Below are 20,365 nucleotides of genomic sequence, written 5' to 3' on the forward strand. Positions count from 1 at the left end.
CCCACCGGCGTCGGTATCGAAGAGGCCCGGATGCAATCCGGGCCTCTTCATTGCTCCCGCGCCGTGCCCTTGGAATACTGCCTGCATGCCTTCTCTTCCCATTGCTTCCGCCGAGGACGTCATCAACCAGCCGGCGCGGATCCAGTTCAACGCCTTCCTTGACGAGCACCGCAGCAGGCTCAATGCCTCCCTTGACGGGCTGACGGAGGAACAGGCACGCCGGTCTTTGGTGCCTTCCCGGACCACGCTGCTGGGACTGGTCAAGCACGCGACCTTCGTCGAGAAGGTCTGGTTCGACGAAGCCATCACCTGCCGTTCCCGCGCGGACATCGGCATCCCGGCAACACCGGACGAGTCGTTCATCCTCGAGGACCAGGACACAGTCGCCGGCATCCAGGCCGCCCATCTGGAGGCGTGCGAGGCATCGCGGCATGCGGCGGCCTCATTGCACCTCGACGACCTGGTCCACGGCAACCGGCGCGGCCCGCTCCCGCTGCGCTGGGTGTACCTGCACATGCTGCGCGAACTCGCGCAGCACTGCGGGCACGCGGACATCCTCCGCGAACAGATCCTCAGCAGCTGAAAGCGAGCAGCAATTGAGCTGAGTGCGGCCCGCGTCGGCGCCGTTATTGTCAGGCGGGCACGCCGGCGAAACGCTTGATGACGGAGTCGAATGTGCGGTCGGGCAGGACCCGGCTGAGCCAGATCATCGGGGTCGCCCCGATGCCGACGCTGTAGCGGGTGCGCGGCTTGCGGGCCGTGGCCGCCTTCGTGATGGCGCGGCCCACGACCTCGGGCGGCGAAGCCAGCCGGTAGCCCGGCTCGGAGCTCGCGGCGAGCGTCCTGGTCATGGCCTCCGCCTGCATGCGGTAGGCGCCCTGGCCGGAGGTGGCGCGCAGATTGTCGGCGGCGATAGCACCCCACTCTGTGCGGATCCCGCCCGGTTCAATGAGGACGACGTCGATGCCGAACGGCTCGAGCTCCAGGCGCATCGCATCACTGAGGCCCTCGACCGCGTACTTACTGGCGTGGTACCAGGAGCCCAGCGGTGTCGCGAAGCGCCCGCCCATCGAGCTGATGTTGATGATCCTGCCACTCCCCTGGGTCCGCATGTACGGCAGCACCAGCTGCGTCAGCCGGGCCAGGCCGAGCACGTTGACGTCGAGCTGGGCCTGCGCCTCGGTGAGAGGTACTTCTTCCAGGGAGCCGTAGGAGCCGTAGCCGGCGTTGTTCACGAGGACATCGATGCGCCCCTCGTCCGCGATGATGCGCTCGACGGCGGCGCGTGCCGACTCTTCATCCGTGACGTCGAGGGCGATCGTCCGAATGCCGGCCTGCTCGAGGGCGGCCATCCTGTCAGTCCGCCGCGCCGCGGCGTACACCGTGAGACCGGCGTCCTTGAGGTCGCGGGCGGCGACCTCTCCGATGCCGGAGGAGCCGCCGGTGACCAGTGCAACCTTCTTGTCCATGTCGGGTTTTCCGTTCTCTCGTTCTGCTTCAGTCCAATAAAGGACCACTGGTCTCTAATCTAAGAGACCGGCAGTCTTTAGTCAAGAGACCTCTGGTCTGTAAAATGGACGCATGAGTACTTTTCAGCGCGCCAGAAGCGAGGACCAGCGGGAGGCGAGGCGCCAGGTCATCCTGCAGACGGCAGCGACGATGCTTGAGGAGATGCCGGTCTCCGCTGTCAGCCTCAACGAGCTCAGCCGCCGCGTCGGACTGGCGAAGTCGAACGTGCTGCGCTATTTCGATTCGCGCGAGGCGGTGCTGCTCGACCTGCTCATCCAGCTCGCTGAGGAGTTCTTCACCCAGATCGGGAAACAGTTGCCCCACGTCGTCAAAGCCGATGCGTCGATCCGCGCCAGAGCGGGAGGGGTCGCCACGGCCGTGGCGAGCGAGATCGCGGCAAACCCGATGCTGTGCGAACTGCTCAGCGTTCAGGCGGGCGTCCTCGAGCACAACGTCTCCGCAGAGACGGTGGCGAAGTACAAGCGGGACGGCTACGCCAGCCTTGCCGGGTTCACCGCCGCACTCCGCCAGGCCCTCCCCGAGCTCAGCGAGGAGGATGCAGCAGAAGCAACGAGAACCATCACGCTGTTGGCCGGCGCCCTCTGGACCCATGCCCACCCACCCCAGGCCGTCCAGGACGCCTACGCCGCGGACCCGTCCCTCATATTCTTGCCCGCCGGCTTCGCCTCGTCCCTGGAGCGGACCATTAGCATCGTCCTCATGGGGCTCCTGGCCGACTGACCAACAACCTCAACTGCCCAACCGACCTGAGGGTGGAGTTTTTGTACAGCTGTCGCGGGTTGGAGGCCCTTTTCCGGCCATTATCTGTACAAAAACTCCACCTTCACCCGACCGCCACAACCCGCCGCTACTACAAATAGTCGCCGGCATGTTCGCGGGCGATTTCCAGCAAGGTGGACTGAAAAGCCACCTCCGCCGGGGCATAGACCTTGTCCTGGCGTTGGGCCAGCAGCACCCGCCGCAGGGGTGCGGCGGAGCCGAGGCTGATGACCCTGACATCGGGGTGCTGCAGGGCGACGGCGGTCTTGGGCACCATGGCCACGCCCATTCCGACGCTCACCATCGCCTGGGCTTCCTGGTAGTCGTTGGCCAGGAAGCCGATGGCTGGCTCGAACCCGGCCTCGTGGGCGGAGCGCTGCAGCACTTCCACCACGGGGTGGGCCTCGGCCCGCACGATCCACGATTCCTTCCGCAGCTCCTCCATCCGGATCTCGTCGCGGCCGGCGAGCGGGTGCCCGCGGGCCACCAGGAGGACGGTGCTTTCCTGGAAGACTTCCGTGATCCGGATGGAATCGTCGTGAAAGCGATTCCAGGGGTAGTCCCAGAGCAGGCACAGACCGGTAACTCCGGACTGCAGGTCCGCCACAAGTTCATCGAAGCGTGCACTTCGCAGGGAGAGGCCAATGGCCGGGTACCTCTTCTTGAAGGCACGGATAACTGTGGGCAGGAATGACCCGGCGAGAGTGGGAAACGTCCCCACGGTCAGGGAACCGCGTTTGAGCCCGGCGATTTGGTCCAGGTCCGACTGGGCGGCCCGCATTTGCCCGACGATCTTGCGGGCGTGGCCGGCGAGCACCTGGCCTGCCTCGGTGGGCACCACACCACGGGAGCGGCGGTTGAGGAGGGGCTGGCCGACTTCCTGTTCAAGCTTTCGCAGCTGCTGGGAGACCGCGGAGGGCGTGTACATCATCAGCTCGGCCGCGGCAGTGATCGATCCCTGCTCCACGACCTCCACCAGCAGGGCCAGCCGCCGGATATCCAATAATTCCTGGCCTTCATCGTTAAGCACGTGTTAACCCTTCTTCTGCAATGGTTCATTCTATGCAGCCGCCAGCTCCGGCGCGGGAAAATGCAGACGGTCAGAGGGCCCGGGAGGCGGTTCGGACCGACATTATCCTTCTCCAAATCAATGAATGAAGGAACACTACACTACCCAACAGAAATCCAACATTGTCTTCATTTGTGATCTGGCTCAATCTCGAATCAGGCCCGGGAACACATTGGGCGCAGAGAAGCTAAGGAACCGACCATGAAGATCGAAGCGGAATGGATGCGCGGAGGCACCAGCAAATGCTGGGTCTTCGAAACCGGACAGTTGGGCCAGACCGGAGCCAGCCCGGATGTGCTGCTTCCCCGGCTGTTCGGCAGTCCCGACCACCGGCAGATCGACGGCGTTGGCGGGGCTACGTCGACGACGAGCAAGGCGATGATCCTCAACCGTCCCGCAGGCGACGATGTGGACGTCGAGTTCACCTTCGCCCAGGTGGGCATCGAAGAGGCCGCCGTGGACTGGGGCAGCAACTGCGGCAACTGCTCGGCGGTGGTGGGGTTGTACGCCATCGAAAAGGGCTGGGTGGTGCCCACCGGCGACGTCACGCGGATCGTCACCCGCAACACCAACACCGGCCAGATCATCATCCAGCGGGTGTCCACGCCGTCCGGTGCCCTGCCGATCGTCCCGCAGGCAGAGATGCCGGGCGTGCCGTTCCCCGGATACCAGGTGGGCCTCGGCTTCCAGGACCCGGCCGGCAAAACCACCGGCCAGCTGCTTCCCACGGGATCAGCCACGGACACGATCACCGCCGGCGGAACCCGCTGGGCCGTCTCCATGGTCGACGCCGGAGCACCGGTCGTAATTCTCCGCGCCGAAGACCTTGGCCTTGACCCCGAGCGCCACCAGAACTGGTCCGCCGGGGTGGAGCTGCAACTCGAGACCCTGGAGCACATCCGCCGCCAGGCGGCAGTGCGCATGGGGCTCGCAGCCACCACCAGCGAAGCGGCGCGCGCCGTCCCCAAGGTGGCGATCGTGGCTCCACCGGCCCAGGCCGACCCGGAAAGCGACGTCAGCGTCATGATGCTCTCGATGGGCAGGCCGCACCCGGCGCTGGCCATCACTGGAAGCATCGCCCTGACCCTCGCCGCCCGCACCCCGGGCACCGTACTCAACGACATCACCGGCAGCACGGTCCAGCCCGCCCTGCGGCTGCGCACACCGGCCGGGGTCATCGAAACCTGGAGCGAGGAACGGGACGGCTCACTGCTCGTCGGAGTCGACCGGACAGCCCGCACTCTCGCAACCACCGTCATCCACCTCCCGGAGGTCCTCGGCAGCGCCGTCGACGCCTCCCTCGCCAGCGCCTCTTAATGACCAGCGCCACTCAATGAGGAGACAGCACCATGACTAAGACCGCAGAACAAACCGCACCCCTGGACAGCGACACCCGGGACGACCGCTCCCAGCGTCCCAACCGCCGCCGCCGTATCCTGCTGATGACGGTAGCCGCCGCCACTATTCTGGGTCTGGCCGCCCTCCTGTTCGGAGGTGTCCTCTTCAACCCCGCGGCCGCCTCGGAATCGGAGCCGACCATGACCGCCACCCAGATCATCCCGCTCGTCATCCTGGTGGTGATGTTCGTCGTCGCCACCAAATGGCCGCTGAACATCGGCATCATGGGGCTGGTGGCATCCTTCGGCGTCGGCTACTTCATGCTGGGAATGACCGACAAGCAGATCCTTGAGGAGTTCCCGGCCAGCATCGTCCTGACGATCATCGGCGTCACCTACTTCTTCAGCATGGCCCAACGCAACGGGACCATCGACATCATCGTCCAGACCTGCGTCCGCCTGGTCAGGGGTAAAACGGCGCTCCTCCCCTGGGTGTTCTTCCTCATGGCTGCCGCGCTGACGGCACTGGGCACCTTCTCCCCCGCCGCCGTCGCACTGCTGGCTCCGGCAGCCCTCGGACTTGCCTACGAGTCGCGCATCCACCCGGTCCTCATGGGCGCCTTCGTCATCAACGGCGCCCACGCCGGCGGCTTCTCCCCGCTGTCCGTGGCCGGCGTGCTGGTGCACGACATCGCCCTGAAAAACGGATTCCCCATCTCCCAGGGCGCGCTCTTCACGGCCAGCTTCGCCCTCAACCTCATCCTCTCAGCCCTGACCATCGCGCTGTTCGCCCTCCTGGGCAAGCTCCGCGACCACCACTCCAACGAGTACGCCGGCCCGGACGCAACCCGCACCGGACGCCCCCGCGGCCAGCAGGTCTTCACGCTGGCGCTGATCGCTGTGATCCTCGTGTGCACCCTGGGCTTCCACATGCCCATCGGCTTCGTCGCCCTCTCGGCCGGCCTCCTCCTGGCATTCGTCAACATCAAGGAGCACAAGTCCTTCGTCGGCGGCGTGTCCTGGTCCACCGTCCTGCTGGTGGCGGGCATGATCACCTATGTCTCCCTGCTCCAGCACGTCGGCGTCATCGACACCCTCGCCGAGCAGGCCCTCGCTCTCGGTGCCCCGCTGCTGATCGCCCTGGTCCTCTGCTACGTCATCGGCGTCGGCTCCGCCTTCGCCTCCTCCACCGCCCTGCTGACGGCATTCATCCCCATGGCGGGTCCACTGCTGGCCACCAGCTCACTGAGCGCCTCCGGGACCGTCGCGGCTCTGGCCATCGCGGCCACCGTCGTGGACGTCTCCCCCTTCTCCACGGACGGCGCACTGGTGGTGGCCAACGCCCGCGAAAACGACCGCCAGCGCGTGTACAAGCAGCTGATGATGTACGCCGGCGGAGTGGTCCTCGCGGCTCCCGCCCTGGCGTGGGCCCTGCTGGTACCCACCGGCATCATGTAATCCACCCAAGGCAGAGCACTCAAAGGTTGCTGCCTGTCGGTGACCGCTGACGGGCAGGATTGCCGGATTCACCTCCGGCAAGCGGACGGGACGGCCCTGCACTCCATCGCAACAGGTAGCCCGAAAGCCGGGCGCAGGACCGAACCCGTACGCGCACCAAAGGCAGGGCGGCTTTCACAGCCGCCCTGCCTTTTTGCTTTCCAGAAGGGTCCCGGCGGTGCGCTGGGCGCACTGTCCGGGACCCCGCCGTCGGAATTTGCTAGTTACGGGATAACCGCAACCGCGTCGATCTCCACCAGGAAGTCGCCCAGGAACGAACCCACCGTGGTCCGCGCCGGGTAGGGGGCAACAACGTACTTTTCGTAGACGGCGTTGAAACCGTCGAAGTCCCGCCCGGGATGGTGCAGGTGAACGGTGGCTTTGACCACGTGGGAGAAGTCGAGTCCGTGGGCGCCCAGGACTTCGCCCAGGTTCTTCATAGCCTGGACGGTCTGTTCCTCGATGGTGCTCCCCACCCGCTCATCGGTGACGGGGTCATGTGGTGTCTGGCCCGCCGTGTAGAGGAATCCGTTGGCTTCGATGGCCTGGGAGTAGGGGCCGGCCGGGCTGGGTGCGAGGCGGGTGGTGACTTGGTGCCGTGTCATGATGTGGGCCTTTCGGTTGTGCTTAGAGAACTTTGGAGAGGAACGCCTTGGTGCGCTGGTGCCGGGGGCTGTCCAGTACTTCCTCCGGCGGACCGCTTTCCACCACCACGCCGCCGTCCATGAACACCACCTGGTCGGCCACCTGCCGGGCGAAGCCCAGCTCGTGCGTGACCACCACCATGGTCATGCCGGCTTCAGCCAGGGACTTCATGACGTCCAGGACCTCGCCCACCAGCTCGGGGTCCAGCGCGGACGTTGGCTCGTCGAAGAGCATCAGCTTCGGTTTCATGGCCAGTGCCCTGGCGATCGCGATCCGCTGCTGCTGCCCGCCGGAGAGTTCCTGGGGGTAGGAGTGCCCGCGGTTGCCCAGCCCCACCCGGTCCAGGAGGGCCTGGGCTTCCACCACCACGTCCCTGCGGGGGCGGCCCAGCACGTGCACGGGGGCTTCGATGATGTTCTCCAGCACGGTCATGTGCGGGAAGAGGTTGAAGCGCTGGAACACCATGCCGGCGTTGAGCCGCGAGCGCGCTGTCTGGCGTTCCTTCATTTCGTAGAGCTTCCCGTTCCGCTCTGCGTAGCCCACCATGTGCTCATCCACGTACAGCCGGCCGGCATCGACTTTCTCAAGGTGGTTGATGCAGCGCAGGAACGTGGTCTTGCCGGAACCGGACGGGCCAATCAGGCAGGTCACGGATCCCTTTTCAACCCTGAGGTCGATGCCCTTCAGGATTTCGGTAGCGCCGAAGTTCTTCCGGACTCCCCGGGCTTCCACCATGGCGGTAGTCATTATGCTGTCCTCGTCTTGGGTTTGCGGATCCGTCGCGGCGCTGCGTCGAAGCCGCGGCCGTAACGGCGTTCAAGTTTGTCCTGGAAGAAGCTCAGGACGGTGGTCATGAGCAGGTACCAGAGGCTGGCGACGATGAGCAGCGGAATGGTCTGGTAGTTGTTCGCGTAGATGATCTGGGCCGAATACAGCAGGTCCGAGATTGCCAGGACGCTCACCAGGGAAGTGCCTTTCAGCATCGAAATGACCTGGTTTCCGGTGGGAGGCAGCACCACCCGCATGGCCTGGGGCAGGATCACCCGGTTCATGAGCTTGCCGCCGCTCATCCCCAGGGCGCGGGCTGCATCGTATTGGCCCTTGTCCACGGAGCCGATGCCGCCGCGGATGATCTCGGCCATGTAGGCGGCTTCATTCAGGGACAGCCCCAGCAGCGCTGCACCCAGGGGCGAGATCAGCACATTCGCGGATCCCACGACCATGGACGGGCCGCCGAACGGAAGCCCGAACGCGATCACCGGGTACAGGGCCGCAATGTTGTACCAAAAGATCAGCTGGACCAGCAGCGGAGTGCCGCGGAAAAACCAGATGTAGCCACGGCTGATGGTGCTCAGGATCGGATTGTCCGAGAGCCGCATGATGGCGAGCAGCGTGCCCAGGGCAATGCCGACGGTCATGGACACCACGGTCAGCAGGAGTGTCAGTCCGGCACCGGCCAGGATCTGCGGGGCGAACACATACTGCACCACCACGTCCCAGCGGTACCGTTCGTTCACTGCCACATCCCATGCTGCACTGAGCGCCACCAGGATGAGGATAATTGCCAGGGCCAGCCGGAGCGGGTGCTTCAGGGGCACCACCTGAATGTCGTCACCGGCCGCCGCTGTGGCGGGCTCCCGGGTGTCAGGTACAAGCTTTTGCATGGTTGTCACCTTCTTTGTCAGCGCATTCATTACTGGGCGAAGTTGACGCGGGCGTCGGTGATGGCGCTGGACTCCAGGCCATACTTCCCCAGCACCTTGGCGTATGACCCGCTCCTGATCACTGCATCCAGTGCCTTGGAGACGGACTTCACCAGGCCGGATTCCTTCGGCACGCCCACGCCTACCGGGGCGAACTCGTACGTCGCGGCCACCTCGATCTGCGGGTTCTGGGTGGCGGCGTATTTCAGGATGGGCGAGTCAGCCAGCACGGTGTCCAGGCGTCCGCTGGTGAGGGCCGAGATGGCCTGCCGGGTGTCCTGGAATTCACTGCGCTGGATGCCTTCCTTGCCGGCCGCGGCGCACTCCTTGTCGTAACCAGGCACGTCCACGGTCAGCTGGTAGGAGCCGGTGAGGAGCCCCACCTTCTTGCCGCACAGGGCGTGCTGGTCCTTGATCCCGCCGGGGTTGCCCTTGGGGACGGCGATGCCGGTGCCGATCTGCATGTAATCGACAAAATCCAGGACTTCCATGCGCTTGGTGGTGGGCGTCATGGAGGACACCGTCATGTCATAGCGGTTGGCGGCCAGGCCGGGAATGATGGAGTCGAAATTGGCCACCTGGATCTCCACTTTGACGCCCAGTGCCTCGCCGATGAGGCGGGCCACGTCCGGGTTGGTTCCGGTCATCTCCTGCGTGCCTTCGCGGTAGAACTGCGTGGGCGGTTCGTTGGTGGGAATGGCCACGCGCAGCACCTTTGATGCCTTGATGGACGCAGGCAAGAGTTCGACGGCGGCCGGGTTGGCTTCCAGCGCAGGGACGCCGGTTCCCGCCGTGGCAGGGCTGCCGGACGGGTCCGACGGCGATGCGTTGCCGGCCGGGCTGCATGCCGTCACCGTCAGCATCAGCGCTGCAGTGACGACGACGGCCGGCAGGCCTGGTTTGATGCGTTGGATTGATGCGGGCTTCCTCATCAGGGGGTCCTCATTTCTGCAAGGCCCAGGCGGGCCTCCGGGATTCCGGTGGGTTGGGTACGGGCAAAGGCTTCGCTGCGGTGCCGGATCAGGTCACGGCCTTCTGCCCGCAGTTCCTCGACGCTGGACACTCCGAGGAGCATCATGGTCCGGGTGATTTCGGCGTGGAACAGGTTCAGGACGTGGGCGACGCCCGCCTGGCCGGCTGCAGCCAGCCCGTAAAGGTAGGGCCGCCCGATCGAGCAGGCATCGGCACCGAGGGCCAGCGCCTTGACCACGTCGGAACCCCTGCGGATGCCGCCGTCGACGATGATTTCCATGCGCTGGCCAGTCCTGCCGACGATGTCCTGAAGGACGTCCAGCGGTGCGGCCATGTGGTCCAGCTGCCGTCCGCCGTGGTTACTGACCTGGATGGCGTCGATTCCCAGGGCAGCCGCCAGTCCGGCGTCGTTCGGGTTGACGACACCCTTCAGCACGATTGGCCCGTTCCAGCGTTCCCGCAGCTCGCGGATGTCGTCCCAGTCAGTGGGCTCGTAGGATCCCGCGAGGAGCGTCCGCCACATGTCCGGCGAGCTGGCGAGCGGACCCTCGGGAATTTCCGCGTCCAGGTTGGGGAAGGCAATGGCGTCGTTCGCTAGGAACCCGAGCGCCCAGGCCGGGTGCAGCGCTCCCTCCAGAACCGTCTTGGGCTTGATGGACGGCGGCGCGGTGAACCCGTTGCGGTAATCGCGTTCGCGGTGTCCGATGGCCCGGCAGTCGACGTTGACCAAAAGGGCTTCGTAGCCTGCGGCGGAGACCCTGTCCAAGACGGCCTGCAGCAGGCCCGTGTCCGGGGTGGGCTCCAGATTGAACCAGCGCCGAAGCCCCGGCGCGGCGGCGCTGACGTCCTCCATGGGGGTGGTGCTCAGGTGCGCCAGGCCGTACGGGATGCCGGCGGCGGAGGCGGCCCGGGCGACGGCGGATTCACCACCGGGGTGGAACAGCCTGGTTCCGCCGGTGGGCGAGAGTGTTACCGGCATCGCCACTGGGCCACCCAACAGGGTTGACCCGAGGTCAAGGTCCTCCACCGATCCCCATTTGGGCAGGAAGGACCAGTCATCGAATGAGGACAGGTTGCGGCGCAGCGATACCTCGTCCTCACCCCCGCCCTCGATGTATTCGAGGATGCTCTTGGGCAGGCGCCTGGCCGCCAGCTTCCGCATGTCCTCAACGCTGTAGCAGCTCCTGGCGAGGCGCTCGGAGACCGACCGGGCCGGTCCCTGCACCGAGGCCAGCGCCCTGATGTCCTTCAATTTCATGATGTGTCCTTTACGTTCCTGCTGGGATAACCCGTCCAGCGGCTTCCCCAATAGTGACGCAGATCTCTCCCGGTCTATATGTAAGTTCCTCCATAAGATATGGACTTCACTTGTGATAACTTCCATAGATGGACGCAGCGCGGTTACCGGACCCCCTTCAGGCAGAGCGATCCCCGGCAGAGCGGTCCCAGGACAGATCCCAGCCCGACCGATCCCAGCCGGGCATGCAGCAGGCCGTGGTGCGGTTGTCCGATTGCATCCAGCTCATGCAGGCCGATCTGGTGCACGCCAACCCCACGCCCGAGAACCTCGGGCACCCCGTCTCGGACGTCCTGATGTACGACCCCTTGGACAGCTGGTCCAGCGTGGATGACCGGATCATCCTGGCCGTCGGGTGCACTTACGGCTCACCGGATTTCAACCAGCTCCTGCACCGGGCAGCCAACAGCAACGCGGCAGCCGTGATCGTCAAGGCGCACGGCGCCAGGATGGAGGAGCTTCGTTCCGCCGCGGTCCTGCACAGCCTGGCCGTGCTGGTGGCCCCGGACCATGCCGACTGGACGCGTTTGGTGGCCCTGGCCAGGGCATCGGTGATGGGAGCGGCCGCGGACTCGGTCTCCGGGGTCCGGCTGGGTGATCTCTATGCCTTCGCCAACGCCGCGGCCTCCATCACCAACGGCGCGGCCAGCATCGTGGATCCGCTCGGCCGGATCCTCGGCTACTCCACGCTTCCCGGGCAGCCCATCGACGAGCTCCGCAGGATCACCACGCTCACCCTGCAGGAAACCACCCAGCCGGCGTTTGACCAGGACTTCAAGGTGGTCTATGCGGCACCCGGGGCGGTCGTGGTTCCCGCCGCGGACGACGGCATGGCCCGGCTCGCCCTGGCCGTCCGCGCCGGCGGCGAGCTGCTGGGCTCCATCTGGATCATCGACCCCGGGGACGAAAAACGCGCGACGGCCCTGAACGCGCTGGACCGGATGGCACCTCTGGCCGGGCTGCACATGCTCCACGCCCGCTCGGCCTCGGACTTTGGCGAACGGCGCAACGCGGACCTCATCCGGACGCTCATGGACGATACGCCGCATGCCTCCTTTGCGGCCGCGCAGCTCGGGCTCGATGCCGCGAGCGGTCTCGCCGTAGCAGCGTTTTCCATCGTGCGGCCGGAGACCGTGAGCCTGGAGTCGGTGCGTGAGATCCATCGTCTGCTGCATTTGGTGACCACTGTGTGCAACGTCCAGTTCACCACCAGCCACAGCGCACTGATCGGCTCAGTGGTGTACGCGCTGCTGCCGTGCCAGGGGTCCTCACCCAGGGCCGCGCACGGGCGGATCCTGCACGAAATCGAGGCCTACGCGCACACCATCAGCTCCTTCCCGGTCATCGCCACCGTGGGAGGAATCGCCCAAAGCATCGACGGTCTCCCCCGCTCCAGGTCCCAGGCCACGCAAACCCTCCAGCACCTGCTCAACCAGGAGGCCCGCGGCGCCAGCGCGCCCCGCGTCGCGCTCTATGAGGACTTCCAGATCCCGCTGAACCTGCTGAAAATCGGTGAGTTCATTGCGGACAACGGACTGGCCGGCGCGGACCAGATCGCCAAAATCCAAGCCCACGACGCCGCGCAGCAAACCGATTACCTCAACACCCTGCGGGCGTACCTGGCCACCAACGGAAACATCTCCGCCATAGCCGCGCAATTGCACGTGCACAACAACACCGTCCGGTACCGCGTGACCCGCCTCGCCGAGGACTTCAACCTGGACCTGGCGGACCCGCAGAAACGGCTCTGGCTGTGGCTGCGGGTGACCACCATGGACCTCGCCGCCACATAGCCCTGCCCCAGCATCCAGGCCACGGTGGGGACCGCGGCGCTTGCCACCGTCGTCGGCTCTAAGGCACGACGGCACCTGGCGCCGTCACCGCTTTAGGGCACGACGGCGGGCCGGCGCCCGGCGTGCGGTCAGCCCTTCCGCCTGGCGTCCCGTCCGCCGTCGGGGGCTGAGCCGCGGTGGAGGTCGCGGTCCAGCCCGTGGCCCTCGGCGAGCTGCGCGAGCAGCAGTTCAAGCTGCGCGGCCTGTTCGCCGGAAAGCGGCGCCAGAAGCTCCGCCTCATGCTGTTCGGCGATCCCGCGCAACTCACGCAGCACCCGCTGGCCCGCGTCGGTGAGGTGAAGTTCGTAGTTCCGCCGGTCGGTGTTACTGCGGACCCTTTCCACCAGCCCGCGTTCCTGGAGGGAGTCGATGAGGGAAACCACCCGGCTGGGGACGGCACCCAGCCTGTCCGCGAGGGAGCGCTGGCTCAGTCCGGGCGCGCGGCCCAGCAGGCGGAGGACACCGGCGTCGCCCGGCGTGAGGCCGATCTCGCGCGTGCGGTCGGCAAAACGGGACGACGCCACGGCACCGAGCTGCGACAGGAGAAATGCTGTCCGTTTCGATCGGCCGGGGGTGACTGAGTTCATGACTCCAGAATACATCCTTGACAGAATAATTCTCTAGGTAAACCATTTTAGTAGTGATGCAATAACGGTCCGACCATGAGGGCCCGGGCGGAAAGGGTTCAGCCATGAGTAACCGTTCAGTTCCGAATGAACCACACCGGGCCCGTTCCGGCGGCCCGCACCCGGGGGTTCTGGCCAGTGTCAGCCTGGGCGTTTTCCTTGCCAGCCTCATCACATCCGCTGCGCTCTCAGGTGGCCAGACGTTCGTTTCCCCGTTCGCGCCGGCCGACCAGGTGGCCGGGTTCTTCCGGCAGAACCTTGCGGCTGCGAGGGTGGGCGGCATGCTCCAGTTCGGCTCCGCCGTGCCGTTGGGAATCTACGCGGCCACCGTCTACGCCAGGCAGCTTCGGCTCGGGGTGCGCGTTCCCGGGCCGGCGATCGGCTTCTTCGGCGGCATCAGCGCAGCCATCTTCCTCATGTTCTCGGGTTCCGTCACCTGGCTGCTGAGCCGGCCCGAGGTCACCACGGACGCCACGCTCACGCACGCGCTCTCCTTTCTCGCGTTCATCACGGGAGGCGTCGGCTTCGTCGTCGGACTCGGCCTACTCGTGGCGGGGATCGCCGTCCCGTCGCTGATCCTGCGGTTCATGCCGCGGTGGCTGGCGTGGACCGGCCTCGTCATCGCCGCCCTGTCCGAACTGAGCTTCCTGTCCATGGCGGTCGAGCCACTCCAGTTCCTCCTGCCGATCGGCCGCTTCGGTGGGCTACTCTGGCTGATCGCCGCCGGCTTCCTGCTGCCACGCAACCGGGCCGCAGCGAACCAGGAACCGCGGACGCAAGGGACGGTAACGCGATGACGACGGCGGAGGGCGGCTTTGCGCTTCCCTTGTGGGCCCAGCCGGAGCGGCAGTACGATCCCCTCACCTGACGGTTCCGTGGAAGTGGGCAACGATGCTCGAGACTGCGCGCAACACCAGAACGGACAGCCGCCGCGACCTGGTCACCGAACTCCTGGGCCTGTGGCTGGTGCTGGCCGTCTTCCTCGACGGCTGGGCGCACATTAACCTGCCGAGCCTAGAGACGTTCTTTACCCCGTGGCACGCGGCCCTCTACTCCGGCATGCTGGCCACGGCGGCGTGGACCGCCGTCGTGATCTGGCGCAACCGGACACCCGGGCAGCCGCAGCTGCAGGCAATACCGCCGGGCTACCGCGGGACCGCGGCTGGCGTGGCCCTCTTCGCCACGGCCGGCGGCCTGGACCTGCTGTGGCACGAACTCCTGGGCATCGAGGTTTCACTGGACGCTCTGGTCAGCCCCACGCACCTGCTCCTCGGCTTCAGCCTCTTCCTCATCCTGGGCACCGCCGTGCGGAGTGCCCGCGCGGCGGTTCGCGCAGCCGGCCACACCGGGAATCTCCGGCTGACCCCGGCGGCGATTTTCGCCGTCGTCCTCATGACCGGGCTGGGAGCGTTCTTCCTCATCTACGTCTCCGCCTTCGTCCGGCCGGGACCGACGGCCCTCTTCACCCCGACGCCGTTCGGCAGCCCCGGACGCAACCAATCGGAGCTGCCGGTAGTCGTCACCCTGGCGAGCTACCTGCTGACCACAGCGCTAATCATCGCCCCGTTCCTCTTCACACTCTCCACCGCCCGGCGCCCCGCCCGTGGCATCGTCACCCTGCTGGTGCTGGTCGCCGCCTGGCTGCCCGTGGCGATGATCGGCCTGCACCCCTATTCGATTGCCGGAGCCGCGGGCGCGACCATTGCCGCCATTGTTGCCGACCTGCTGCTGACCCGGATTCCGGACACCTGGCTGGGCCGGCGGCTGCCCGCCGTCACCGCCGGCATCGCGGCGCTGCTGTGGACGGGCCAGCTGGTGGCGTTCGCCGTGACGGACGCGATCCGCTGGCCGGTCTCGCTTTGGTTGGGCGCGGTGGTGCTGAGCGCGGCGGTGGCGGCCGGCCTCGCACTGCTCAGTTCGTGGGCGCCGGGGCGGTCGGCGCGTCCGGAACAGGGCGACGGCGGCGGCAGCCCCGCCGTCGGAAGTCTCTGACCGCGAGCGCCTCTGCATCGTCATCCCTGGCGGGACCCAAGGGATGGCGGGATCCTAAGATGAGGCATGGACTTCTGGGACGTCTTGTGGACTGCGACCGGAGCCGGGCTGATTCTGCTGATGCTCGTCGACGTCTTCCACACCCTGCTTTACCCGCACGGTTCCGGCCCCGTGTGCAGGACAATAATGCACGGATTCTGGCGGCTCTCCAGACTGTCCAGGACCGGATCATCTTCGATCGCGGCCCCCGCGGCCATGGCTGCCGTCATCGGCGCCTGGGCAACCATGGCTGTCCTGGGCTGGGCATTTCTTTACCTGCCGCACCTGCCCGAGGGTTTCATCTACGGTGACAGGGTTCCCCGGCAGGCGGATTTCCCCGAAGCCGTCTACATCTCCATGGTCACTCTTTCCACCGTCGGATTCGGCGAGGTGGTGGCAGGCCATCCTTTGCTCAGGCTCGTCTCGGCCGCCCAGGCAGTCATGGGTTTTGGCTTGCTGACGGCCACGGTCTCGTGGATCCTTCAGATGTACCCTGCCCTGAACCGCCGCCGCGCCCTTGCCCATCAACTGAACCTGTTCAGGGAAGCGGCAAGCCCCGGCGGACCGTCCACCATCACTCCAGGCCATGCCGCCGCGCTGCTCGAATCACTGGCCGGCAGCGTCGCCGCCGTCAGCATAGACCTGCTCGCCTTTCACGAAACGTACTATTTCCAGGAGGTCGAGCAGAGGGGCTCCCTGCCGGCCACAGTCACGTACGCCCAGCAGCTCGCGTCCGAAGCCAAGGCCAGCGACAACACCGACCTGCAGTTCGCCGGGCGGATGCTTGAGGCGGCATTGGACGATCTCGCCAAGGTTCTCCGGGGCAGGTTCGGGCACGCCGGCACAACGTCCACCGAAGTTTTCGAGCACTATTCCACGCACCACCGGCACCGCCGGTCCCGCGAAGCCGGCACTCCCTAGGTTCGGCTACGGTAGCGCGTTGACATCCCGAAGTATGTCCTGACAAACTGACAAATACGCCACACGGCACTCGGTCACGCACTTCCAAGGGAAAACATGAAGATCTCAATGAATTCGACGGCGGCGTTCCACGGCACCACCGTCCGGGACATCGCGGTGGCCAAGGCGGCCGGCTATGACGCCGTGGAACTCCAGACGCCCAAGCTGTTCCGCTTCCTCGATGCCGGCTACACGGGGCACGATCTGGTGCCGCTGCTGGACGGATTTCCAGTCTCCGGTGTGGGCGCCATCCGGGAGGCCCCGGACGAGGAGTTCAAGCGGGATGCCGCCCGGCTCTCCGAGGTGGCAAGCATCGTCGGGGCGCCGTTCGTGCAGATGTGCACCGGCCCGGTGGACGTGCGGGTGGTCAAGGAGTTCCGCGCCGGCTCCCTGGGCGACGACGACCTGCGGTTCCGCGGCGCGCTGGGCATGGGCGATAAGGAGGCTCTCGCCGACACCGCACGCCGGGTGGCCCTGGCCGCGGACATCGCCGCCGACCACGGCGTGAGCCTGTACCTGGAGCCGCTGGCCTGGTCCCCGGTGAACCGCGTCAGCCAAGCGCTGCAGATCTTCGAGACCATCGACCGGCCCAACGCCAAACTGTGCGTGGACTTCTGGCACTTCTGGGCCTCCGGCGACACCCCCGAGGACATCGCCGCCCTCCCCGCGGACCTGATCGCCGCCGTCCACGTGTGCGACGGCCTGCACATTCCGCCCGGCGAGGTCCCCGACCAGTCGGTTTCCCGGAACGTCTGGACCGGCGCGGGCAACATTCCGCTGCAGGAGTGGACCGACGCCTGCAAGGCCACCGGCTACGACGGGTGGTACTGCCCGGAGATCTTCTGCGACAAGGTGGCCGAGCTGGAGGACGTCCTCGTCGCCTCGACATTGCGCAACACCGTCCGGATGCTTCTTGCCTGATGGTTCTGCCTGGTTCTGCGGTGAATTCCCGTGCCACCATGTGAGCAGACGGATACAAAAACGAAACGTTGGGTCGACGCCGTGAAACATGCCGTGGCTACGCTAATTCCTACCTAAGAGCGGTTCATCCGCAGGTCATTTGAAAGGAAATAGCCATGCTTTGGAATACCTTGAACCTGTTTTTCACCGCGCGCACTGACGGGAACTCCACCTTCGGCGAGGCCGCGTCGAATTCCACTTTTCCCCAGGGCCAGCTCACGTCTGCTGCCTGGGAAGGCTGGTGGGACAGCGCCGCGCAGGCATGACCCGCATCACAGGCATTCGGGGGTAGGCTCGCCACGAGTGATCCACGACGGCGGGGAGGGCGAGGGGCGTGACAGAACAGGGACGCAGTGCCGAACTGGAGGGCAGCAGCGGATTCAAGGACCGGGGACTTCCGCTGACAGCCTTGGCCGTCGCGGCCGGCCGGGCTGTCGAGACGTCACGGGCCGACCCGCTCGTGGCGGATCCCTTCGCCTCAGCACTGGTGGTGGCGGCGCGCTCCCACCTGGACCTGCCGACAGTGTGGCCGGCAGAACCAGCGGAAGCCCCTCCCCTCCAGCAGCCTCTCCTGCTTGCCTCCATCTACATCGGCATGCGGACCAGGTTCATCGACGACTTCCTGCAGTCCGAGCCTCCCACAACGCAGACAGTGGTTCTCGGCGCAGGACTCGACACCCGGGCCTTCCGGCTGCCGTGGCCGGCCGGGGCCAAGGTCATTGAGATCGACAGCGCCAACGTCCTGGAGTTCAAGTCCCATGTGCTGAGCCGGCTTGCCGCGAAGCCCGGGTGCGAACTGATCAGCCTGCCCGCGGACCTGTCCCTGCCCTGGCGGGAGCCGCTCCTCGCCGCCGGCTTTGACCCGGCGCAGCCCACCACGTGGGTCCTCGAGGGCCTGCTGCCGTACCTCGATGCCGCTTCGCAGCACGCGGTGCTGGGGGACGTAGCAGCACTGTCGGCACCCGGATCCCGGGCGGTGATCGAGCGGGCGGTGCCACTGCCGAAGACTGACGACATCGAAGCCAAGCTGCTGGAGTTCAGCCAGCAGACGGGCCTGCCCATGAGCGAACTGCTGGCGCGGGCCGATCCGCCGGACCCGGTGGAGCTGCTCGAGGCAGCCGGCTGGCGCTGCAGCGGGCACACCGTTGGGGAGCTGTGTTCGACATACGGCCGGGTCCTGTCCCTGGCCGCCGGCCCCGAAGCCGAACCCGAATCGGAAGCCGAACCCGAATCCGGAAAGGATGAGTCCGCACCGGAGCCTCAGCCAGCTCCCGGCGAGTCCCGGGGAGGCTTCGTAACCGCCTGGCTACCGTAGATCGGATTTTGTGAGTTCGGCGGTGATCTGGTCCGTCCAGGCGTCCACAGCCGCCCAGTCCCGCAGATCCCCGAAGCGTCCGCCGGTGAGCCGGAACAGCGCCCGGAGCACCGCCGGCAACTGGCTGGCCTGGTAGACGCCGGAAAAGACAGCGTGGCCGCGAAGCTGAACGTCCTGGAACTGCGTTGCCTCCAGACGTTGCTGCTGCAGTACCGCAGCGCGCTTCCGAAACAGCTTTGGCAGGCCGTCGGCCATCCCCACGCTGAAGGCCCAGACAAGCCGCTCGGCCAGCCCGGGCGCATGCTGGCTGAGGAACTGCACAGCCGGGGGCAGCCACGCCTGGTTGTGGATGGCGCTGCCCACCACCACACCCCCGTAAGGGGAAACCGACTCGACCTCGTCCACGGACCGGCACTCGACCTCGCCCAGTGCGGCCGCCATGCGTGACGCCATGTGCTGGGCTATCTCGCGGGTGGAACCTAGCGCGCTTGCATAGGCAACAAGAACAGTCATGGTTGAGCCTCCTGCGTTTCTTTTCTCCAGTCTGAGGGAACCCGTGCCGTCTGGAAACTGGTCCGGGGAACGTCGTTAACCTCAGCGCCACCTCCCCGCAGACGGAAGGCAACCTGGCCTCCCTAGGGTGAACGGGTCGGCGGCTCAGCGCCGGCCACCGACTCCCGGAGGAACCAAAACCATGCGCAAAGTCCTTACCGCAGCGGCCGCCGTCGCGCTTTTCACCACAGCGTTTGCCTCAACGGCGGGAACCGCCGTCGCCGCTCCGACAGCGGACGCCGGGTCGCCGTCGTCGAACGCTGCCGGCAGCGAAACGTCCGCTATCAAGACGATTGAGCGCAACGGTTCCTTCGACCTGCAGTCGCACCGCGGAGGCCGCGGCGAGTGGACCGAGGAGTCGCTGGCCGCGTTCGCGAACTCGCTGAAGCTGGGCGTGAGCACGCTGGAGCTGGACACGCACCTGACCGATGACGGCAAGGTGATCGTTTGGCACGACGACACAATCCAGGCCAACAAGTGCGTGGACACCGCGCCCGCCACCGCCAACGACCCCGAGTACCCGTACGTGGGCCGCCGGGTGGCAGAGCTGTCGCTGGCCCAGATCAAGACGCTCAACTGCGGCTTCAGGCAGCTGCCGGGCTACCCGGAGCAGCAGGTGATCGAGGGCAACCGCATCGCCGAGCTGAGGGACGTGTTCCAGCTGGTGCATGACTTCGGCGCCAAGAAGGTCCGCTTCAACGTGGAGACCAAGGTGGAGGACGGCCAGGCCGGCGGCGCGGGTTCCGTGGCGCTCACCAAGGCCGTGGTCACCGAGATCTACATGGCGGGCATGTCCGGCCGCAGCACCGTGCAGTCGTTCGACTGGTCCACGCTGAACTACACCAGGAAGATCGCCCCGCAGCTGCCCGTCGTGGCACTCTCCAGCGGCGACGCCTGGCTGCAGGTGGGCAAGCCCGGCGCAGCTCCGGAGCTCGGCGGCATCGACATCGACGACTACGACGGCTCCCTCCCCAAGGCCGCCAAGGCCCTCGGCTACGACGTCATCTCCCCCGCGTTCGCATCCGTCACGCCGAAAATGATCGCCGAGGCGCACGAGTTCGGCCTGCCCGTCATCCCGTGGACCGTGAACACCACCGCGGACATGGCCCGCCTGATGGACCTCGGCGTGGACGGCATCATCACCGACTACCCCACCCGCCTGCGCACGCTCATGGACCAGCGCGGGCTGAAGCTGCCGAAGGCCTACGCCAGCCGCTGACCGGGCCGGGCCCCACGCCACAGCCAGAACGTACGACGGCGGGCCGTCCCCTTTTCGGGGG

Annotated in this window: 21 protein-coding genes; 12 read left to right on the forward strand and 9 right to left on the reverse strand. The window is 66.5% G+C overall.

What is annotated here, in order from left to right; translation table 11 throughout:
• The first annotated feature begins 85 nt into the window (after nucleotides 1–85).
• Nucleotides 86–583 (forward strand): DinB family protein, encoded by a 498-nt coding sequence (locus ACFQ50_RS07805; RefSeq protein ID WP_377994954.1) that lies wholly within the window; start codon nucleotides 86–88, stop codon nucleotides 581–583.
• A gap of 49 nt (nucleotides 584–632) precedes the next feature.
• Here ACFQ50_RS07805 and ACFQ50_RS07810 read toward each other — a convergent pair whose 3' ends face one another.
• Entirely contained in the window at nucleotides 633–1,469 is an 837-nt protein-coding gene (locus ACFQ50_RS07810; RefSeq protein WP_377994955.1) for an oxidoreductase, read from the reverse strand.
• 112 nt (nucleotides 1,470–1,581) lie between these two features.
• On the opposite strand from ACFQ50_RS07810, the gene ACFQ50_RS07815 reads away from it, so the two are divergent.
• Complete coding sequence (locus tag ACFQ50_RS07815; RefSeq protein ID WP_377994956.1) at nucleotides 1,582–2,250, forward strand: TetR family transcriptional regulator; 669 nt, start codon at nucleotides 1,582–1,584, stop codon at nucleotides 2,248–2,250.
• Between the two features lie 130 nt (nucleotides 2,251–2,380).
• Here the strand turns inward: ACFQ50_RS07815 and ACFQ50_RS07820 are convergent, their stop codons facing one another.
• Nucleotides 2,381–3,319, reverse strand: coding sequence for a LysR substrate-binding domain-containing protein (locus ACFQ50_RS07820; protein WP_377994957.1), 939 nt, complete (start codon nucleotides 3,317–3,319; stop codon nucleotides 2,381–2,383).
• Nucleotides 3,320–3,559: 240 nt separating this feature from the next.
• Here ACFQ50_RS07820 and ACFQ50_RS07825 point away from each other — a divergent pair, with 240 nt between their 5' ends.
• Together ACFQ50_RS07825 and ACFQ50_RS07830 are read left to right on the forward strand one after the other, a co-directional pair.
• Nucleotides 3,560–4,675: a PrpF domain-containing protein gene (locus ACFQ50_RS07825; RefSeq protein ID WP_377994958.1), complete on the forward strand. Its 1,116-nt coding sequence runs from the start codon at nucleotides 3,560–3,562 to the stop codon at nucleotides 4,673–4,675.
• A gap of 32 nt (nucleotides 4,676–4,707) precedes the next feature.
• The gene (locus ACFQ50_RS07830; RefSeq protein ID WP_377994959.1) at nucleotides 4,708–6,153 is read left to right on the forward strand and encodes an SLC13 family permease; all 1,446 of its coding nucleotides are present in this window, start codon (nucleotides 4,708–4,710) and stop codon (nucleotides 6,151–6,153) included.
• A gap of 263 nt (nucleotides 6,154–6,416) precedes the next feature.
• Here the strand turns inward: ACFQ50_RS07830 and ACFQ50_RS07835 are convergent, their stop codons facing one another.
• Genes ACFQ50_RS07835 through ACFQ50_RS07855 form a run of 5 tightly spaced genes read right to left on the reverse strand, consistent with a single transcriptional unit; the run spans nucleotide 6,417 to nucleotide 10,770 of the window.
• Nucleotides 6,417–6,797, reverse strand: coding sequence for a RidA family protein (locus ACFQ50_RS07835; protein WP_377994960.1), 381 nt, complete (start codon nucleotides 6,795–6,797; stop codon nucleotides 6,417–6,419).
• A 22-nt stretch (nucleotides 6,798–6,819) separates the two neighbouring features.
• The gene (locus ACFQ50_RS07840) at nucleotides 6,820–7,584 is read right to left on the reverse strand and encodes an amino acid ABC transporter ATP-binding protein (protein WP_377994961.1); all 765 of its coding nucleotides are present in this window, start codon (nucleotides 7,582–7,584) and stop codon (nucleotides 6,820–6,822) included.
• On the reverse strand, nucleotides 7,584–8,501 hold the full coding sequence (locus tag ACFQ50_RS07845; protein ID WP_377994962.1) for an amino acid ABC transporter permease: 918 nt from the start codon (nucleotides 8,499–8,501) through the stop codon (nucleotides 7,584–7,586). The genes ACFQ50_RS07840 and ACFQ50_RS07845 overlap by 1 nt, the downstream gene beginning before the upstream one ends.
• 29 nt (nucleotides 8,502–8,530) lie before the next feature.
• Complete coding sequence (locus ACFQ50_RS07850) at nucleotides 8,531–9,472, reverse strand: ABC transporter substrate-binding protein (protein ID WP_377994963.1); 942 nt, start codon at nucleotides 9,470–9,472, stop codon at nucleotides 8,531–8,533.
• Nucleotides 9,472–10,770, reverse strand: coding sequence for an alpha-hydroxy-acid oxidizing protein (locus ACFQ50_RS07855; RefSeq protein ID WP_377994964.1), 1,299 nt, complete (start codon nucleotides 10,768–10,770; stop codon nucleotides 9,472–9,474). The genes ACFQ50_RS07850 and ACFQ50_RS07855 overlap by 1 nt, the downstream gene beginning before the upstream one ends.
• A gap of 266 nt (nucleotides 10,771–11,036) precedes the next feature.
• Between ACFQ50_RS07855 and ACFQ50_RS07860 the strand changes: the two genes are divergently transcribed.
• Nucleotides 11,037–12,602, forward strand: a complete 1,566-nt coding sequence (locus tag ACFQ50_RS07860) for a PucR family transcriptional regulator (protein ID WP_377994965.1) — start codon at nucleotides 11,037–11,039, stop codon at nucleotides 12,600–12,602.
• 128 nt (nucleotides 12,603–12,730) lie between these two features.
• On the opposite strand, the gene ACFQ50_RS07865 is transcribed toward ACFQ50_RS07860, so the two are convergent.
• Entirely contained in the window at nucleotides 12,731–13,228 is a 498-nt protein-coding gene (locus ACFQ50_RS07865; RefSeq protein WP_377994966.1) for a MarR family winged helix-turn-helix transcriptional regulator, read from the reverse strand.
• A gap of 104 nt (nucleotides 13,229–13,332) precedes the next feature.
• Between ACFQ50_RS07865 and ACFQ50_RS07870 the strand changes: the two genes are divergently transcribed.
• The 6 genes from ACFQ50_RS07870 (at nucleotide 13,333) to ACFQ50_RS07895 (ending at nucleotide 18,533) form a co-directional block, all read left to right on the forward strand.
• Nucleotides 13,333–14,064, forward strand: a complete 732-nt coding sequence (locus ACFQ50_RS07870; RefSeq protein WP_377994967.1) for a hypothetical protein — start codon at nucleotides 13,333–13,335, stop codon at nucleotides 14,062–14,064.
• A 94-nt stretch (nucleotides 14,065–14,158) separates the two neighbouring features.
• Nucleotides 14,159–15,259 carry a hypothetical protein gene (locus ACFQ50_RS07875; protein WP_377994968.1) on the forward strand — a complete coding sequence of 367 codons (1,101 nt, stop codon included), beginning with the start codon at nucleotides 14,159–14,161 and terminating at the stop codon, nucleotides 15,257–15,259.
• Between the two features lie 66 nt (nucleotides 15,260–15,325).
• Nucleotides 15,326–16,219 (forward strand): potassium channel family protein, encoded by an 894-nt coding sequence (locus ACFQ50_RS07880; protein WP_377994969.1) that lies wholly within the window; start codon nucleotides 15,326–15,328, stop codon nucleotides 16,217–16,219.
• 96 nt (nucleotides 16,220–16,315) lie between these two features.
• Nucleotides 16,316–17,179, forward strand: a complete 864-nt coding sequence (locus ACFQ50_RS07885; protein ID WP_377994970.1) for a sugar phosphate isomerase/epimerase family protein — start codon at nucleotides 16,316–16,318, stop codon at nucleotides 17,177–17,179.
• A gap of 155 nt (nucleotides 17,180–17,334) precedes the next feature.
• Nucleotides 17,335–17,484 carry a hypothetical protein gene (locus tag ACFQ50_RS07890; protein WP_377994971.1) on the forward strand — a complete coding sequence of 50 codons (150 nt, stop codon included), beginning with the start codon at nucleotides 17,335–17,337 and terminating at the stop codon, nucleotides 17,482–17,484.
• Between the two features lie 68 nt (nucleotides 17,485–17,552).
• Nucleotides 17,553–18,533 (forward strand): SAM-dependent methyltransferase, encoded by a 981-nt coding sequence (locus ACFQ50_RS07895; protein ID WP_377994972.1) that lies wholly within the window; start codon nucleotides 17,553–17,555, stop codon nucleotides 18,531–18,533.
• Here ACFQ50_RS07895 and ACFQ50_RS07900 read toward each other — a convergent pair.
• Nucleotides 18,525–19,046 (reverse strand): flavodoxin domain-containing protein, encoded by a 522-nt coding sequence (locus tag ACFQ50_RS07900; protein WP_377994973.1) that lies wholly within the window; start codon nucleotides 19,044–19,046, stop codon nucleotides 18,525–18,527. The genes ACFQ50_RS07895 and ACFQ50_RS07900 overlap by 9 nt on opposite strands.
• Nucleotides 19,047–19,227: 181 nt before the next feature.
• On the opposite strand from ACFQ50_RS07900, the gene ACFQ50_RS07905 reads away from it, so the two are divergent.
• Nucleotides 19,228–20,304, forward strand: a complete 1,077-nt coding sequence (locus ACFQ50_RS07905) for a glycerophosphodiester phosphodiesterase family protein (protein ID WP_377994974.1) — start codon at nucleotides 19,228–19,230, stop codon at nucleotides 20,302–20,304.
• The last annotated feature ends 61 nt before the right edge of the window (nucleotides 20,305–20,365 follow it).

This window comes from Arthrobacter sp. NPDC056493, from assembly GCF_042795115.1.
Lineage (GTDB): Bacteria > Actinomycetota > Actinomycetes > Actinomycetales > Micrococcaceae > Arthrobacter.